Source organism: Wolbachia endosymbiont (group B) of Apotomis betuletana, assembly GCF_947250475.1.
In the GTDB taxonomy this organism is placed as follows: Bacteria; Pseudomonadota; Alphaproteobacteria; order Rickettsiales; family Anaplasmataceae; genus Wolbachia.
Map to the genome: position 1 here is coordinate 1,010,856 of NZ_OX366320.1, position 17,142 is coordinate 1,027,997.

14 protein-coding genes and 2 tRNA genes are annotated in these 17,142 nt (G+C 34.4%); 5 read left to right on the top strand and 11 right to left on the bottom strand.

The genetic code is table 11. The annotated features are described in order from the left end of the window. Positions 1-2: 2 nt before the first annotated feature. Positions 3-575, bottom strand: coding sequence for a thioredoxin family protein (locus OOK82_RS04630; RefSeq protein WP_064085908.1), 573 nt, complete (start codon positions 573-575; stop codon positions 3-5). Between the two features lie 102 nt (positions 576-677). Here OOK82_RS04630 and tmk point away from each other — a divergent pair, with 102 nt between their 5' ends. Continuing rightward, positions 678-1,271 carry a dTMP kinase gene (gene tmk, locus OOK82_RS04635; RefSeq protein WP_010403811.1) on the top strand — a complete coding sequence of 198 codons (594 nt, stop codon included), beginning with the start codon at positions 678-680 and terminating at the stop codon, positions 1,269-1,271. 25 nt (positions 1,272-1,296) lie between these two features. On the opposite strand, the gene OOK82_RS04640 is transcribed toward tmk, so the two are convergent. The 3 genes from OOK82_RS04640 to OOK82_RS04650 form a co-directional block, all read right to left on the bottom strand. Continuing rightward, positions 1,297-1,692 (bottom strand): hypothetical protein, encoded by a 396-nt coding sequence (locus OOK82_RS04640; RefSeq protein ID WP_264686884.1) that lies wholly within the window; start codon positions 1,690-1,692, stop codon positions 1,297-1,299. A gap of 13 nt (positions 1,693-1,705) precedes the next feature. Further along, on the bottom strand, positions 1,706-1,969 hold the full coding sequence (locus OOK82_RS04645; protein ID WP_264375198.1) for a hypothetical protein: 264 nt from the start codon (positions 1,967-1,969) through the stop codon (positions 1,706-1,708). 364 nt (positions 1,970-2,333) lie between these two features. After that, positions 2,334-2,410, bottom strand: a tRNA-Met gene (locus tag OOK82_RS04650). Positions 2,411-2,506: 96 nt separating this feature from the next. Between OOK82_RS04650 and OOK82_RS04655 the strand changes: the two genes are divergently transcribed. The 3 genes from OOK82_RS04655 to OOK82_RS04665 are packed head-to-tail and all read left to right on the top strand — an operon-like array spanning position 2,507 to position 7,338. After that, entirely contained in the window at positions 2,507-4,531 is a 2,025-nt protein-coding gene (locus OOK82_RS04655) for a ComEC/Rec2 family competence protein (RefSeq protein ID WP_064085515.1), read from the top strand. 45 nt (positions 4,532-4,576) lie between these two features. Then, complete coding sequence (locus tag OOK82_RS04660) at positions 4,577-6,385, top strand: coiled-coil domain-containing protein (RefSeq protein WP_264682486.1); 1,809 nt, start codon at positions 4,577-4,579, stop codon at positions 6,383-6,385. Then, positions 6,385-7,338, top strand: a complete 954-nt coding sequence (locus tag OOK82_RS04665) for an RluA family pseudouridine synthase (protein ID WP_395460862.1) — start codon at positions 6,385-6,387, stop codon at positions 7,336-7,338. Before OOK82_RS04660 ends, OOK82_RS04665 begins: the two co-directional genes overlap by 1 nt. Before the next feature lie 6 nt (positions 7,339-7,344). Here the strand turns inward: OOK82_RS04665 and OOK82_RS04670 are convergent, their stop codons facing one another. From OOK82_RS04670 to OOK82_RS04685, 4 genes are all read right to left on the bottom strand, one after another. After that, positions 7,345-7,692, bottom strand: a complete 348-nt coding sequence (locus OOK82_RS04670; protein WP_064085518.1) for a diacylglycerol kinase — start codon at positions 7,690-7,692, stop codon at positions 7,345-7,347. Positions 7,693-7,963: 271 nt separating this feature from the next. Further along, positions 7,964-11,251: a carbamoyl-phosphate synthase large subunit gene (gene carB / locus OOK82_RS04675; protein WP_264686883.1), complete on the bottom strand. Its 3,288-nt coding sequence runs from the start codon at positions 11,249-11,251 to the stop codon at positions 7,964-7,966. Positions 11,252-11,688: 437 nt separating this feature from the next. Next, positions 11,689-12,453: an SDR family oxidoreductase gene (locus OOK82_RS04680; protein WP_007302308.1), complete on the bottom strand. Its 765-nt coding sequence runs from the start codon at positions 12,451-12,453 to the stop codon at positions 11,689-11,691. Further along, complete coding sequence (locus OOK82_RS04685; RefSeq protein ID WP_007302309.1) at positions 12,440-13,255, bottom strand: YihY/virulence factor BrkB family protein; 816 nt, start codon at positions 13,253-13,255, stop codon at positions 12,440-12,442. Before OOK82_RS04685 ends, OOK82_RS04680 begins: the two co-directional genes overlap by 14 nt. A 128-nt stretch (positions 13,256-13,383) precedes the next feature. On the opposite strand from OOK82_RS04685, the gene OOK82_RS04690 reads away from it, so the two are divergent. Further along, on the top strand, positions 13,384-13,737 hold the full coding sequence (locus OOK82_RS04690; RefSeq protein ID WP_264686882.1) for a TrbC/VirB2 family protein: 354 nt from the start codon (positions 13,384-13,386) through the stop codon (positions 13,735-13,737). 682 nt (positions 13,738-14,419) lie between these two features. Here the strand turns inward: OOK82_RS04690 and OOK82_RS04695 are convergent. From OOK82_RS04695 to mnmE, 3 genes are all read right to left on the bottom strand, one after another. Continuing rightward, entirely contained in the window at positions 14,420-15,424 is a 1,005-nt protein-coding gene (locus tag OOK82_RS04695; protein WP_264686881.1) for an NAD(P)/FAD-dependent oxidoreductase, read from the bottom strand. A gap of 170 nt (positions 15,425-15,594) precedes the next feature. Next, positions 15,595-15,679: transfer RNA gene (locus OOK82_RS04700), tRNA-Ser, on the bottom strand. A 47-nt stretch (positions 15,680-15,726) separates the two neighbouring features. Next, complete coding sequence (mnmE, locus tag OOK82_RS04705) at positions 15,727-17,055, bottom strand: tRNA uridine-5-carboxymethylaminomethyl(34) synthesis GTPase MnmE (protein WP_264686880.1); 1,329 nt, start codon at positions 17,053-17,055, stop codon at positions 15,727-15,729. Between the last annotated feature and the right edge of the window lie 87 nt (positions 17,056-17,142).

Here is a 17,142-nt window from a genome sequence, read left to right on the forward strand (position 1 = left end):
ATTTAACCTGTAGAATTAGACCATTTTATTGAACAACCAATGCTTGATTTTTGGTCAACTGGAGGATTGCTAGTTTCTGCAATAAATTTCATGGCTTGAAATAAATCACTACTTCCTACTTCGTAATTTTGAACTTTCTCTTTTTTTGTGTTGTTAAAACGCCCGCGATAGCAGAGGGCTAGTTTGGAATTAAAGCCAAAAAAATCAGGGGTACAAACAGCACCATACTCTTTAGCTACTTCTTGGTTATTGTCAATCAAATATGGAAATGTAAACTGATTTTCCTTGGCAAAATTAATCATGTTTTCAAAGGAGTCTTCTGGGTACTCATTTACATCATTTGGCATGATTGCAACGGTGTTTACCTGATAATCTTTTTTCAACAAATTAACATCGCTTACTAGATTGCTAATAATTGATTGAACGTAAGGACAGTGATTGCATATAAACATTACAATGAGACCATTTTCCCCATAGCAGTCACTTAATGTATAATATTTGTTATCCACTCCCAGGAGATTGAAATTCTTTGCAGTAAAGTCTAAATCTATCTTAGGAGTGTCTAGCGTAACCATAGCTCATAGAGAATTGTATACCATAATTTATGATCTTATTGCTTAAATGTCAAATGGTTTCTATGTACACTGCTTGCATTTAGCATTGTAATTATAAAATTTATGTTCATAACCTTCGAAGGAATAGATGGTTCTGGTAAAACAACACAGTCTGAGTTACTTGCAAATTATTTCAAGCAAATTCACGGTGAAAATAATGTCGTATTGACTAGAGAACCAGGTGGTACTGATTTTGCAGAAAAAATAAGAGGATTACTACTTAAGGATAATATTGATCCTATTTCTGAACTCTTGCTGCTTATCTCGATGAGGCACGAACATATGAAAAAATTAATATTGCCAGCTCTTAAAGAGGGAAAGACAGTTATTTGTGATCGATTTATCGATTCAACTATTGCGTATCAAGGGTATGGACTAGGTGTTGACTTGAGTCTAATAAGAGACTTACACAAATTAGTGGAAATTAAATATCCAGATATCACATTTATTTTAGATATTGATGTTCAAGTTGGACTCAGCAGAGCAAAGGATAAAAATAAGTATGAAGAAATGAGCATTGATTTCTATCATAAAATTCGAAAAGGATTTCAAGAAATAGCTATAAAAGAATCTAATAGATGTAATGTTATTACTGGAATTGAAAAAAAAAGTGATAATCATGTACACAATGAAATTATTGATATTGCAAAGACTTAGCTATACGTATTGAACTTTTGCTAACCTAAACAGTTACTGCATTAACCTGTGGTAAAAAATTATCAATTTTAGGTGACGTTATTTCATACGAAAGACTCTCTTTTTGATTAGCTAAAAAACTTTGTATTTCATTTTTAGGTTTTTCACTTATTGTTCTATATATTCTTGCGCGATTAATTAGCTCATTTCTACTATTCTTATTGCTTACTTCAGTTATGGTAAAAAATTGATCAAAGTGATTTAACAGATCCTCGTCTTTTATCGAGGATGCAACGCTATCAATTTCTCTTACATATAAAGCAAGTTTGTGCGCTTTGATACGATCCTCAAAACAAAGATTAATCAGTATGTTACAAAACTTATTTTTTGTGATATCTCTTGTTTTTGCTAGCAAAGATTCGATCTCGTCTTGGCAACGCACTCTCTTAACTGACTCAGCAGATACCTAGAACATTTTCTACTACAGATTTTTTCTCACAACCAAAAAGAAACGTATAATATCCCATAGACAGAGTCAAGAGAAGGAATATAGCTGGAAGCAAGAATGGAGCAAGTACATTTTGCGATCCAGGAAAGATAAACCAGATAGCAGTTGCTGCTGATACAGCTAAAAATAACCCTGACATAACGAGTTTTATTTTTCTTCTGTATCCGTTATCAATAACCGTATTTACGCCAATAAAAGCCACATCAACCATTGCTCATACCTCACTAAAAGTAATATTAGCTTAATAATAGCATTGTTGTGATAAGAAATCAATATTATGAATATTTTAATTAATTTATAAAATCATCCAACCAAATAGAAAAAAGGCAAAAGAAGTCCCGAATAGCGAGTTTTAATAATTTAAATTGATAATGTACTAACAAGCGTGATTTGGCTAAATGTAGAAAAAATAAAAAAGACATGCAGCCACTATAATTTAATGTAATTCACCAATAAATACCTTAAGTTTTTTACTGAATGTTGCGATTGAGCCTACAGGTCAAAAACAAGCTTTGAGTCAGAAATACCATTGCTATTATAATAAGAGAAATCGCGATGTTTGTACAATTGAAAGATGGTTGCGGGAGTAGGATTTGAACCTACGACCTTCAGGTTATGAGCCTGACGAGCTACCGAGCTGCTCCATCCCGCGTCGTTGCTTATTTATTATTATATGCGTAATAATAATAAATAAAAGAATAAAATCACACTATTACATATATTTATATATCTATTAACCTTTCTTAACATGATAGTAAATTATATACATAACAATCTGTGCAATGAAAAATATAACTTGATATTGTGGTTCCCTGTTTTTCAGTGTGCAGGAATTTTAACCTATTTCTCATTAAATTTTGAACCAAGCTGTGCTTTCACTATATCTATTTTTCTCTTGCTTTCACCTATACTAATTCTGATTGCAATATTATACAGGAAATACGCAATATTATGCATTTCTTTAATTGCAGTGCTCATAGGATTTACAGCCAGCAAATTCAGAACAGATTCAGTTAATACTCACATTCTTGATAAGGAAAGGTATGTGAAAGATATTGTTGCTACAGTGAAGGATATTAACGATAGGGGCTCATATAAACAATTTTTGCTTTATGAAATAAAAAACACGAAGTTCAAGCTGGATAACATCAGAATATCAGTTAAAACCAAAGCGGAAGAAGGCATTAAAATAGGGGATCAAGTAAAATTATCAGCAAAACTCTTTCCTCCAAAAATTGCGCCTTCGGAATATGCATATGATTTTGCAAGAATAGCATATTATCAGAAAATAAGTGCAACAGGCTTTGCAACAAGCAAAATAGTCCTGTACAAAAAGGCTGAAGCAAGAAAATTTCAAGAGTATATAGAATCTTTCCGTCAATATATCTATGAAAACCTACAGCAAAATACCAAAAAGCCACACGCGGACATAATCTCTGCATTATTAATTGGCAAAAAAGACGGGATAGATCAAAAAACTATGAATGCGATACGAGATTCAGGTATAGCACATTTATTCGCTATATCTGGTTTACATTTATCGTTTGTTGCTGGTCTATTTTTTATAGTATTCCGTAATTTATTTGCAATATCTGAAACTTTGACTCTTAAATATAACACTAAAAAAATATCTGCATTCTTTACTATCTTGCCAACTACCTTTTATTTGTTGATTACCGGTATGCAAATTTCTGCTCAGCGTGCCTACATCATGGTGATCTTGGTACTTGTTGCAATAATCATAGAAAGGAAATATCGAGGATTAATAGCAATTGCGTTTGCTGCTTCGGTGATACTCATAGTGGAGCCAGAAGCAATCTTAAAGCCAGGTTTTCAAATGTCATTTTCTGCTGTTTTGGCACTAGTTGCCAGCTATCAGATCAATGCTAATAAGTTATTCAAAATAAAAATAATAAAATATTTTGTGTCGATAATGATCAGCTCAATAATAGCAAGTTTAGCAACTGTTCCGTACACAATATACAATTTTAACTATTTTTCAATCAGTGGCATTATCACAAATTTGATTGCTATACCAATAGTTACACTCATTATTATTCCACTTGGAATAATATATGTTTTATTGATTCCTTTAGGTACTCAGTGGATTATAACGCCTCTCATGGAACGCCCAATTGACAGCGTTTTATATATAACAAACGCAATTGCCAGTCTTCAGTATTTGGTTATTCCTATTCGCACTTTTCCTGCCTCATTAATTATTATAATAACGCTTGGGCTATTATGGTTATGCTTGTGGGAAAGGAATTGGCGTTTCTTTGGAATTTTCTTTATTGTGCTAGGTATTTTCTCTAGCGCTATGTATACAACTCCTGACATTCTAGTCAGTGCTGATAATCTTGCTGTAAAAGAAGATGACAATTTACTATATTCCCTTACTAGAAAAAACAGAAATTTTGTTGTCAAAACGTGGGCAAAGCAAAACGGGCAGAATCAAATTGTGAATCATACTAAATTCAGTAATTCAAACAAAAGGCTAAAATGTAATGATTATGACTGTACATATAATAAAGGAAATAATAAGTCAGTGTTGCTAGCTCATAAAAGAGAAGATATTTTAGAAAATTGTAACAATGTCGATCTAGTAATTCAGTTAAGCAAGTTTAACTATCCAGCTTGCAATACTAAAATCATCAAATACTCTGACTTAGAGGCATATGGCACACACTCTGTTTGGCTAGCAAATAGTGGCATAAAGGTTAGCAAAGTCCGTTCTAATCGTCCTTGGCATAAGCCAAAAACTTGTTTTTAAAGTATCATTTATATATAATTACTTAATTAGGATGCAAGGAAATTTATGCCTTTAGATACAACAAATCCTTTCAATGTTAAAGTAGATCATAATTTTGCCAAAATAGATGATGCTATTGGTTTTTTTCCTAGGTTATGGCGTGCAACAAAGAAATATTCTGTAAGTAACACTCTACCCATAGCGATTGTAAATATTTGGCTTCAATTTTCTTTGGCTTATGTAGCTGCAATAATAATAACCCATAATGATCTAAGGTTTATTACAGATATTTTTAACCCAACATTCATGCCAATTTACACTTTGGTTTCTATTATTCTTTTAACAACTTTTGTAGCCTCTTCTGCTATGAGATATATGCATAAGCAGGAGATAAAAGAAGGAGAAAAGTTGATAGAGGAATTAATAAATAATAAAATTAGAGGTGGCAAAGACAACGAGATGAGTGAAATCGCTGAAAATGCTCTGAAAATAGAGATAAAACCAAATTTAAGTCTTATAGATTCCAAAAAAGCAAACTTTTCAATAGTTTTGCCAATTTCTGAAAATCAGAAAAAAATATTAGATAATCAAATACAAGAGAATAAAAATAAGGCCATTTTTCTTACCATACCATATGTAATTAGTGCTGTAATTATAGTTGGTGCGTTAATACAAAATAGATTGAGCTTTGCCAATATTCAGGCTTTGGAATGGGTTCCAGTTGTACTGGCTAGTATCATTGCTATCGTTGGAATATGTATAACATTCAGCAAGCTAAAAACCAATGAGATAAACAATAATCATAATATTGTTAAAAAATTTAATAATTTAGATATTCTCTTTCCATGCAGAAGAGGTGGTTTTGTATCGGTAATGGAAAAAAAGACAAAAGATGAGGAAGAAAATGATCCAATATCTCGATTAATAAAATTACTAGATAAGCACTTGACTAATTTTACAGATAAAATTGTTGACTCATTTGATAAGCGCTTAGATGAAGCTAAAGATCTACTTGATAGCAAACTTCTAAAACCTGCAAATGATGAAATTCAAGAAACACTTGTTCATCTACAAGGAATTAGAGGAGACATCAAAAAAGATTTAGATAAGTTGCGTAAGGAAATGATGGTCATTTTAAGCGAAGCTAAAGAGCTGGCAAAAAGAACAAATTCACTAAAAATTGAAAGCATTTTTTCTAGTTTAGAGAATACTATTAAAATCGCTGAAGATAAGGTTGAGCGATTTGAACCAAGCAGATTAGTTGGCTTTTTTCAATCTGGAGAAAGAACAATTAGCGATGATCGTGAGTTCATAGATACATTGGAAAAACAAAAAGAAGAAGCGGAAAAGATAAAGAACGAATTAGAAGAAGAACTAAAAAAAGTAAAAGATGAGCTAGCAGAATTAAAGAATAAACAGACTCAATCAAATGAACCTAATAGCAGTGAAGGCAGTATTACTGCTACTTCTCTTGAAAAACAGCGAGATGAAGAGAAAAAAGCAATAGAAAAACATAGATTATTAAAATCAAAAAAAAGGATGAAAGAGCTGGAGCAAGAAAATGCAAAATTGGAAAAAGAATTATCTGAACAAGAAAAAATGGATGAATGGAGAAAAAAAGTTAACGGCAAAGCAAGTGACTTTCTATATTATTTATTAGAGTCTATTAAGCTAGAAGAAAAAGATAAAAAAGAAGAAAAGAGGGAGTTAACGCTACGGGATTTTGATAATAAAATAATAATTTACTGGAAAGATGGCTCTCAAACAATTTGCCATATTAAAAAACAAGACGGCCTTCAAATTCAACCTAGTACAAAAGTTGATTTTGTGAATCCAGATGTTCATGCAGCATTCAAAGTAGCTTGCGCAGGGTAGTGACCATAGATATAACCTTAAATGTTAATAGTGACGAAAAAAAATTAAGGCTAGATACTTACATAGCTAAAAAGTGTAACATATCACGCAGTAAAGCACAAAGATTGATACAAGATGAGCGGGTAACATTACTTGGCACGCCGATAATTAATAATGACCACATAGTAAAACCAGGTGAAGAGTATATAGTACATCTCGTTCAACCTGACATATCCACATCAATTGAACCTAACTATAATATAAAGCTTGATATCATCTACGAAGATGGGGACATTATAGTTCTGAGTAAACAAAGTAGATTAACAGTACACCCAGGTGCTGGAACAAACAATGATACACTCCTGAATGCAGTGATCGCTCACCTTGGCAAAATTCCATATATAAATACAAGACCAGGAATTGTTCACAGGCTTGATAAAGATACTAGTGGACTCATGGTAATTGCAAAAAATGAACAATCCCACAGCTTCTTGTCTGAACTGCTATCAAATCGTAAAATAAAACGGGAATACTTAGCAGTAATTTGGGGAGCATTACCTAATCTGCAAGGAACAGTAAAAACCCATATTGCTCCAAAACGCAGTAATAAAGAAATGATGTGTGTCACAAAAACAGCAGGTAAATTAGCAATCACTCATTATTCAGTGAAGAAAATTATAGGGCAAGCAAGCCTGGTTAAATGTACTTTAGAGACAGGCAGAACACACCAAATTCGAGTACACATGAGCCACATAGGACATTCTGTAGTTGGTGATCAAGTTTACGGAAAAAATAGTAGTAAAAGTGAAAAACATGCTAAAAACTCTGACTTTATCCGTAATTTCAATAGACAGGCACTACATGCTCACACGCTAGGCTTATATCATCCAAAAAGTAAAGAATATATAGAATTTGTTTCTGATTTACCACAAGACATGCAAGTCTTAATCGGTGAATTTGAAAATATATCTTAACAACATTCATATCAATATTATCATCCATGTTATCAAGAAGTTAATTAATGAGAGAAAAACTGCTGCACTACCTAGATCTTTCACTTTTTTTGAAAGTATATGTTGTTCACTGGAAATACGCTCAATTATTGTTTCAAAAGCAGTGTTAATAATTTCTACAATTAACACCAAAAATAGGCTACTTACCATTACTGCACGTTCTAAATTACTTACATCTAAAACAAACAAAGTTGAAACACATATTATAAAAAGCAGTAACTCCTGTCTGAACGCAACTTCTGATACAAAAGCTGATTTTATTCCTTCACAGGAGTATTGAATTGCTTTTATTAGACGAGTAATGCTTTTCTTCATTATCAATTTTGGAAACTCAATGAATTACACTTATTGCACTCAGGTAAAAAATGCATGAAAACACCTTTCAGTCGTGATCACTTACAAAGATTTTTAAGTTAAAGTCTAGCATATTGTTTGAATCAAGAAAATTAGTACAAAGCCTTTCAACAAACGCTCAAGGCAGTTATATATTGATACTGACACAAAAATCCTTTAATTAAATTTCTCTCTCCTTAGCTTACACGATCCTCATTTTGAAATAAGTAATAATTTATTATAGTCTTGATATTTAAATATTTTGTATCTGCTGTAATGATTTCACTTCCAATTTGCTATTCTTTACATATTGAATTGCAAGCGCTAACGCTTTACTCCCAGAAGCTGTGGTGCTATAAGCTATATTTTGCAAAATAGCAGTTCTCCTGATATCTTTGCTATCTGAGACTGATTTCACACCTTTTGAAGTATTGATTACTAGATTTATTTTTCCATCTTTGAGCATATCAACTATGTGGGGTCTGCCTTCTCTCACTTTATTTACAGCTTTTGCAGCAATGCCGTTATTGTTCAGATGCAAAGCTGTGCCTTTGGTGGCATATATTTCAAAACTCAGTTCTTTCAACATTCGTACAACAGGCAATATATACTCTTTATCATCATCTTTTACTGAAACCAGAGCTGTTCCTTCTGTTGGTAACTTGTATCCTGCAGCCATGTGCACTTTTGCAAGTGCAGCTCCGAAAGATAAGTCAATTCCCATCACTTCTCCTGTTGATTTCATTTCAGGACCAAGTAAAGTGTCAATTCCCGAAAAACGCGTAAATGGAAAAACAGCAGCTTTAACTGCAAAATGATTGAAAGGCTTGTTTTCCTGATTCAATTTTTTACCCAAAATAACCTGAGTGGCAAGCTTTGCAATAGGAATATTGATTACTTTGGAAATAAAAGGAACTGTACGGCTAGCCCTTAAATTCACTTCAAGTATGTATACATCACTCTCTTGAACAGCAAACTGAATGTTTATCAGACCTTTCACTTTTAATGCTAATGCTATTCTCTCAGTTTGGAGCTCGATCTCTTTTATTACTTCGTCACTCAATGTATTTGTCGGTATTGAACATGTTGAATCGCCAGAGTGGATACCAGCTTCTTCAATATGCTCCATAACCGCTGCAATGAAAACTCTTTCCCCATCACATACAGCATCAACGTCAACCTCAACTGCATTGACTAAAAATTTATCAAGAAGCAGCGAACCATGCTCAAAGATTTTAGTGTGATTCAGGACGTACTCTTTGAAGCTATCAATATCATGCAAAATTGACATAGACTGACCACCAAGGACATAGGATGGCCTCACTACTAATGGAAACCCCACCTTTTCTGCGTTGATTAACGCTTCTTCCACTGAATGACAGATAGAATTTTCAGGTTGTTTTAAATTAAGTTGCAAAGCAAGATTTTTAAATCTCATGCGATCTTCTGCAAGGTCAATAGAATCAAAAGATGTACCCAAGATATTAAAACCTCTTTCGTTCAGCACTTTGGCTAATTTTAAAGGCGTTTGACCACCTATTTGAACTATTACACCAACTAGTGTGCCATTTTCTTGCTCTTTACTTAGTATTTCAAGCACATCCTCTGCAATGAGTGGTGCAAAATATAAACGATCAGCGGTATCATAATCAGTTGAAACGGTTTCGGGATTGCAGTTAATCATTATTGTTTCGTATCCCATTTCTTTGGTGGCAGAAACTGCATGAACGCATGCATAATCAAACTCAATACCTTGACCAATGCGATTTGGACCACTTCCTAAAATGACAACCTTTTCTCGGTCAGAAATGTCCGCTTCGCATTCTGTCCTGTTTGTAATGTCTCCCTCATAACATCCATACATATAAGCAGTGCTCGATTCAAATTCAGCTGCACAGGTATCTACACGTTTATAAACTGGATTAACACCAAATTTTTTCCTCATTGCTTCAATTTGCTCTGATGTCATTCCAGTGCGTGACACTGGAATCCACCTATTTTTTTCTTGGATCCCAGCTGGGATGACAGAGGTAGGTCTATTACTTAACTTTGCGAGCCTTGCATCTGAGAAGCCCATTTTTTTCAGCTCTAATATTTCATATGCAGTTTCAGGAAGGCCGTTTTCCTTGATTTTTTGTTCAGCTAATATAATTTGCTGTATATTTTGCAAAAACCATAAATCATAACCTGTAATCGAATTTATTTCTTCTATGCTAATTCCGTGGCGCATTGCGTCAGCAGCAATCAGTAATCTGTTTGGCAGCAATTTTGCTAACTGAGATTTAATATCTGTGTCTTCAGAAAACACTTCATCAAGTCCCGTGAGCCCTGTTTCAAGTGAGCGAAAAGCTTTCTGCAGTGACTCATTAAAAGTACGGCCGATTGACATCACTTCTCCCACTGATTTCATGGAGGTTGATAATTCACAATTTGTCCCCTTAAATTTCTCAAACTCAAATCGAGGAATTTTAGTGACGATATAATCAATCACTGGTTCGAATGCTGCTGGTATTATTGGAGCACAGTCGTTACGTATTTCATCGAGCGAATAGCCAATAGCAAGTTTAGTGACAACTTTTGCAATAGGATAGCCTGTTGCTTTTGAGGCAAGTGCAGAAGAGCGAGAAACCCTTGGATTCATTTCAATTACAACGAGGCTTCCATCTTCTTTAGGATTCACTGCAAACTGAACATTTGCACCACCGGCACTAACATCAATTTCCCTCAGCACTGCTATAGATGCATTTCTCATTTGTTGATATTCAGCATCACGCAGAGTCAAAGCAGGAGCAACTGTGATACTATCTCCGGTGTGCACTCCCATTGGATCAACATTTTCTATTGAACACACTATTATACAGTTATCCTTGCAGTCACGGATAACTTCCATTTCATATTCCTTCCAGCCGATAATTGATTCATCTATCTGAACTTCATTTATTGGTGAAATTTTTAGAGCACTTTCTGTGATATTGAAAAACTCCTCTTTATTGTATGCTATGCCACTACCTGCGCCACCAAGAGTGAATGATGAACGGATGATTGCTGGTAATCCAATGTAATCCAAAGCCTTTTTTATTTGTTCTTGATTTTTTATAATGATACTTTTGGGGTATTTTAGCCCTATTTTATCCATGGATTGGCGAAATAATTCTCTATCTTCCGCTTTTTTTATTGCTTCTCTATTTACCCCTATTAATTCTACGTTGTATTTGTCTAACACTCCATCATCTGCAAGTTTTATTGCACAATTAAGTGCTGTTTGCCCTCCCATTGTTGGTAATATTGCGTCTGGCCTCTCCTTAATTATAATTTTTTCTATGATTTCAGGTAGTACCGGCTCAATATAAGTTGCATCAGAGAATTCAGGATCTGTCATTATAGTTGCGGGGTTGGAGTTAACCAAAATGACTTTATAACCTTCACTTTTTAATACTTTACAGCTTTGCGTTCCAGAATAATCAAACTCGCATGCCTGACCTATAACTATTGGGCCTGCTCCTATTACTAATATAGATTCTATATCTGTGCGTTTTGGCATAATTACAATAACGATCTCTATTCAAGTAATGTTACCAATCTTTCCTGTATATGTGAATTTTTATTAAACCTATTAGCTAACTACTTTTAGGCTTGACGCATAACTGTACGAACATTGCAATTTGCGTGGCAGATTCCAGTGCTTGACACACAGCTGTACAAACATTCATTTTTGAAGGTAAATTGCACAGCAAATGATGTCATTCAAGTAGCTGACACTGGTTCCTTTATGACGGCAGTGCCCAGAGGTGTCATCCCAGTATGGGATCCAGAAAACTTAACTTTAAATAAGTGGCCGCACAATAAAGACTAGATTCCAGTGTCAAACACTGGAATGACACCATAGAGGCACTGGGATGACATCCTTCCTAGTGGACTCAAATCACAATGTTCATACAGTTGTGGGCTTAACGGTATCTTTGCAGATACTATGGTAATTTACTCGGGAGATTTGCTAAGTGGTAAGATTTGTCCTGATATGCTACAATCTTCAGAAGCAAGTTCCACAAATTTGTCTGTCAGTTTATCAGGTGGCACCAATTCAGATATATCTTTTCCCGGAAATGCTTGCTTATACATTTCACTATCGATAGGCTCTTCCGAATACACGGCATTTATGCACAAATTCGTATGTTTTGTCTCGGATGCATATATCTTCACCATTGCTTCTAGTGCAACTTTACTTGCAGCATATGGCATCCAATATGGATAAGAGGAAGGAGAAAGTGTTATCTTTGAGGTCATGAATATCGCTCTTCCAGCATTAGACTTTTTTAGTATCGGACCCAAATTTTTTAGCAAGTACCAACTGGCAGTAAAATTTGTATTCATTACCTTCTGTAGATCTTCAAGCTCACAATCGTGAACAGGGCTCAACTTACATAAAATTTCAGTGCATGTAATCAGTATATCAAGTGTGCCAGATTCTGATAATTTTGGGCTTTCTATCATATTTGCCAGTTTTTCTACGTTTTCAAAGTCTAAAAGATCAAGCTGAATTAGTTTCACATAGCCTTCTTTAAGCTCTTCAATTTCATTATACAGTGGCTTGAGGTGATCGATAAACCTTGAAATCAGAATCACACATGCACCTTCTCTTACAAACCTTTTTGCAACAGCAGAGCCTATTCCACCTGAAGCCCCGGTAATTAAAGCTACTTTACCTTCTAACTTACCCATTTCTTTCTCCTTAGCAAGATCCATTGAAATATTTTAGCTGAAAATTAAATTTTGCTCCATATATAAAAATCAAACTTAGCACATAAAAAAATAGTAACGATACTACCACACCACCTAAACTTCCATATATCAAATTCAGTTGATCAAAGGAAGCTTTTAAATATTGCTTGAAAGCTGAAGCAGAGATCGTCCAAAGAATAACAGCCACACAAGATCCGGGAAATACGTCTGATAAGTTTTGCTTTATGTTTGGCAATGTAAAATATAGCCAAGATACTATAGTAAAAAGCACAAACTCAATAAGTAAATATCTAGTATAACTTAGCCCTTGGTAAGAAAAATCAATTAACATTGGCACTAATGTAAAAAATACTATAGTCAGAGTTGTAACAAGCGTAATTACTAAAAATTGTAATATACTGAGCACCCTTCTCCATATATAAGGCGATGAAACCGGAACTTTATAGGCCTTATTCAATATCGTTCTAAATCCTTCAATTGTCGATGAGGCAGTCCAAACAGCGCCTACAATTGCCAAGGTTAATAAGCTTTGCGGAGGGCCTGATATTATCTCCCTAATACGTGGCATCAAAGATGATAAAATATCCTGTGGCATGTTATCAATAATAAATGCCCAGCCGACATTGTATTGATCTAAGAAATTTGCGAACGTTGATGCCATGGCTATTAAAACAATAAGAAAAGGAAATATTGATAACAGGATTAAAAATGATAGATACCCTGCATGCTCCACTCCATCATTATAAATTGTGTCAATTAAAGCACGATAAAGGCAATAAACGATACTATAAAATTTCTGTAGCACTTGTAATATAAATAAACTAAGAAAAGTATTCTAAATGAAATAAAGCATACTTTTAAGCAAAAAATCCTCACCGTTTACTTAAATTTAATCAAAATGATAGATAATCCAGCCTTAAATACGGAGGCATAATGAAAAATTTTCTTCTACTTGTAGCTTTAATTCTTTCCTTTGCATTTGATAATGCTTTTGCTGCTGCTGTTACTGATGATGCAACAACCAATACAATATGCAAAATAGTAGGCTATACTCACGGTATAGGCGGGCCTATGATTACAATAGTGATAATAGGTGCAGCTTTGCTGGCAATATTTGGCAGAATGCCATGGCCAGCGCTTTTTGCACTTGGTGCATTTACTGCTGTGTTTTTTGGTGCACCTGTAGTTGTTTCAAAAATAGTACCAGGTGGTGTGATTTGTAAAAATGGTGCAACTGCTTGCCCTGATGGTACAACATGGAATGCAACAACAAATACATGCGCATAATAAGCATTAAAGCTTCAAAACATTAGCAAAATGGTGCTTCTTTAAGGAGCACCATCATTGCACGAACTTGTGACTTAAGCCACCATAAAGGTGTTATTCGAGTAGTCCCTCCCTTGTCATTCCAGTGCGTGACACTGGGATCCAGGAAATTTGATTGGATATTAAGTTTATGAGCATAGAAGCAGTTAATTTTATGTTAAAACACAACATTTTTGATGAGGCTGTATTAAGAGATGGATCCCAGCGTCAGCTACTTGAATGACACCATTTGCTACGCAATTTACTTTCAAAAATGAATGCTCGTACAGCTGTATGTCAGCTACTTACATAACACCTCTCGAAAATTACTTTAGCTACAAATATTAAAAAATTTACCAAGCAAAAAAAAGCAAAAAAGTCCCCGTGTAACGAGTTTTAATAATTTAAATTGATAATGTGCTAACAAGCGTGATTTGGCTTAATGTAGAAAAAATTTAAAAAGCCGCTATAATTTTTATGTAATTTGCCAATAAATATTTGAGTTTTTTACTGATTTTTTGATTGAGCCTGCAGGTCAAAAATAAGGATAAATACTCTTATTATCATGGCAAGGGAGTTAGGGGAATTTGTAAAGTAATCTTTTTCGTTTGTATTCCCTTATGCTTGAGATAACTGCATGCAGGTTCATGGATCTCTTTACTCTTTAATTTCGATGAATTCCCTTTGAAGTTGAATATTGAAAATTAACTGGAGAATTGTGAATTACTTTGTATATGTGATAACAAGCCATGGCGCTCTCAGCAAAGCCATTTAGTATCAATTTTAGTTTGCCTGGATAAGTAGCTATATCTCCGATTGCATATATTCTATCTCTACTGGTTCTAAGTGTAGCTGGGTCGACAGTTATGCGGCCATGTTCTAACTCTATACCCCAACTGTTTATTGGCCCAAGATTCATTGACAATCCAAAAAATGGCAGCAGAAAATCAGCGGATATTTCTTTTTCTTCCTTAGAGGCAATGTTTTTTACTATCACTGCGCTCAATTGCCCATTACCTCCTGCTAGTTCGTGTAATTGATATGGCACTACCAGTTCTATCTTTCCATTATTTTCAAGTGATTCTAATTTATTTCTAGTTTCAGGAGTGCAGCGAAATTCCTTTCTCCTATGTATCACATAAATTTTCTTTGCAACTTTAGAAAGTTCTACAGTCCAATCAGCCGCAGAATCCCCCCCCCCTGCAATGACTATAGTTTTGTCCTGAAAATCAGAAATTTTATTTACATTATAAAATACAGATTTATTTTCATATTCTAATATACCACTTAAGGGTGGACGGTTAGGTTCAAACATTCCGTTACCTGCAGCAATGATAACGGCTTTGCATTTTACCTCTGTACCTATGTTCGTTATGATAGTAAAGTTTTCACCTTCGTTATTTGAAATCTTTTCCACTTTTTGACTTAAATGGTAAACAGGCTCAAACGGTGAAGCTTGCTCCATTAGTCGCTCAATTAATTTTTGGGCAGTAATTACAGGATAACCAGGTATATCATATATTGGCTTTTCTGAGTAAAGAGCTGTGCATTGTCCTCCTGCTTGATCCAAAACATCTATTACATGACATCTCATATCAAACATTCCCGCTTGAAAAGCAGTAAATATTCCAACAGGCCCTGCACCTATTATTACGATATCGGTTTCCATATTCAGATGGTGATCTATTTATAGATATTAGCTTTCTTTGCTAACAAGGTCAATTTACAAAGGGATTTATTTTTAAAAGATGTGGCTAGATTAGATAAGATTTACAGCGTTACGAACCATCTAAATAAGCTCTAAAAATTAACTAACATTTTAAATCTGAGAAGTAAGTGCGGACGGAATGGGATTCGAACCCATGGTACGTTTCCGTACGTCAGTTTTCAAGACTGGTGCCTTAAACCGCTCGGCCATCCGTCCACCTCTTTTTTACCACAATATTTAATTTCAAGCAATCTATAAAAATCTTACTTGCCTACACAAAAGCTACTAAACACACTATCCAATATTTCCTCAACATTAATAATTCCAATTACTGCACCAAGTTCAAATGCAGCAAGCCTCAAGTCTTCAGATATCAACTCAATTGGATTATAGATATTAAAACGCTGTAAATGTTCCAGTGCTTTCTGCATGTGATTCCTATGTCTTTGCCGAGTAATCACAGGAGTGTCTCTATCATGCCCAAATTTTTCCTTTGCCTTCTCTTTTATGAGAGAGATCAATTTGTTTGTACCTATTCCCTTTAGAATAGAAATGGGTAAAAGATCTATGCCATTAATTTTTATATTGTGATTATTGATAACATCGTCAGCTTTGCTCAATACATAAATAGTATCGCTATTTACAACGTTGCAATTGATATTATGACGCTGTTCAAAAGGAAATAGTTCTATTCTTAAATCAGCTTCAAAAGACCTTTTTTTCGCTCGACTTATACCTTCTGATTCTATTGGATCTGAACTCTCACGAATTCCAGCAGTATCAGAGAGAATGATTGGGTATCCACCAATGTCAATATGAGCTTCAAGTATATCTCTTGTTGTGCCTGCATATTCAGAAACAATAGCAATATCACGCTTGGCTAAGAAATTAAACAGAGTTGATTTACCGACATTTGGTTCACCAGTTATTACAATATGTAAACCCTCACGCAACCTTTCGCCCCGTCTATTATCATTTAAATGCTCTTGTATCAACTGCACGAGAGATTGCACTTCATTATTAATTTTTTCCAATTCACTTTTTTCTGCCCAAATGTTCTCTGGAAAGTCTATATATGCTTCGATTTTGGATTGTATCGTTATTAATCTTTGCCTCCAATTGCTGTATAGTCTCTCCAATTCTCCTGATATCTGCTTAATCGCTTGTTTAGCTTGCATTTTCGTCTCAGCATCAATTAAGTCTGCAATCCCTTCTATTTGCGTTAAGTCAAATTTACCATTTAGAAAAGCCCTAAGTGAGAATTCTCCAGGCCTGGCCATAACGAAAATTTTTGATAATTCCTCCAAGATGATTTTTATGACGGCCTTGCTTCCATGCACTTGTAACTCTATAACATCCTCGCCAGTGAAACTGTTTGGAGCAGGGAAATAGATGATTATTCCATTATCTATCAATTGACTGGAATCATCATATAGATCAACTAAAGTAGCAAGCCTTGGTTTAACTTCTTTCTTAATGTTAAAATGATTTAAAGCTTTAAGTGCATCGTTACCTGAAATTCTAATTACTGCAACTCCTGACTTACCAAATACAGTTGATAAGGCAAAGATAGTTTCATTTTTGTTTGTCATTAATTTATATACACTACTTAGCAATATTACACTTAAGAAACCAAAATACCTAAAAAGTCACCCAGGTGAAAATATTTATTTTGAAAA

Bases quoted from the DNA above. Each gene is read 5' to 3' on its own strand.
- OOK82_RS04630 (WP_064085908.1), bottom strand. From the start codon at position 575: ATGGTTACGCTAGACACTCCTAAGATAGATTTAGACTTTACTGCAAAG.
- tmk (WP_010403811.1), top strand. From the start codon at position 678: ATGTTCATAACCTTCGAAGGAATAGATGGTTCTGGTAAAACAACACAG.
- OOK82_RS04645 (WP_264375198.1), bottom strand. From the start codon at position 1,969: ATGGTTGATGTGGCTTTTATTGGCGTAAATACGGTTATTGATAACGGA.
- OOK82_RS04655 (WP_064085515.1), top strand. From the start codon at position 2,507: ATGATAGTAAATTATATACATAACAATCTGTGCAATGAAAAATATAAC.
- OOK82_RS04660 (WP_264682486.1), top strand. From the start codon at position 4,577: ATGCCTTTAGATACAACAAATCCTTTCAATGTTAAAGTAGATCATAAT.
- OOK82_RS04670 (WP_064085518.1), bottom strand. From the start codon at position 7,692: ATGAAGAAAAGCATTACTCGTCTAATAAAAGCAATTCAATACTCCTGT.
- carB (WP_264686883.1), bottom strand. From the start codon at position 11,251: ATGCCAAAACGCACAGATATAGAATCTATATTAGTAATAGGAGCAGGC.
- OOK82_RS04680 (WP_007302308.1), bottom strand. From the start codon at position 12,453: ATGGATCTTGCTAAGGAGAAAGAAATGGGTAAGTTAGAAGGTAAAGTA.
- OOK82_RS04690 (WP_264686882.1), top strand. From the start codon at position 13,384: ATGAAAAATTTTCTTCTACTTGTAGCTTTAATTCTTTCCTTTGCATTT.
- OOK82_RS04695 (WP_264686881.1), bottom strand. From the start codon at position 15,424: ATGGAAACCGATATCGTAATAATAGGTGCAGGGCCTGTTGGAATATTT.
- mnmE (WP_264686880.1), bottom strand. From the start codon at position 17,055: ATGACAAACAAAAATGAAACTATCTTTGCCTTATCAACTGTATTTGGT.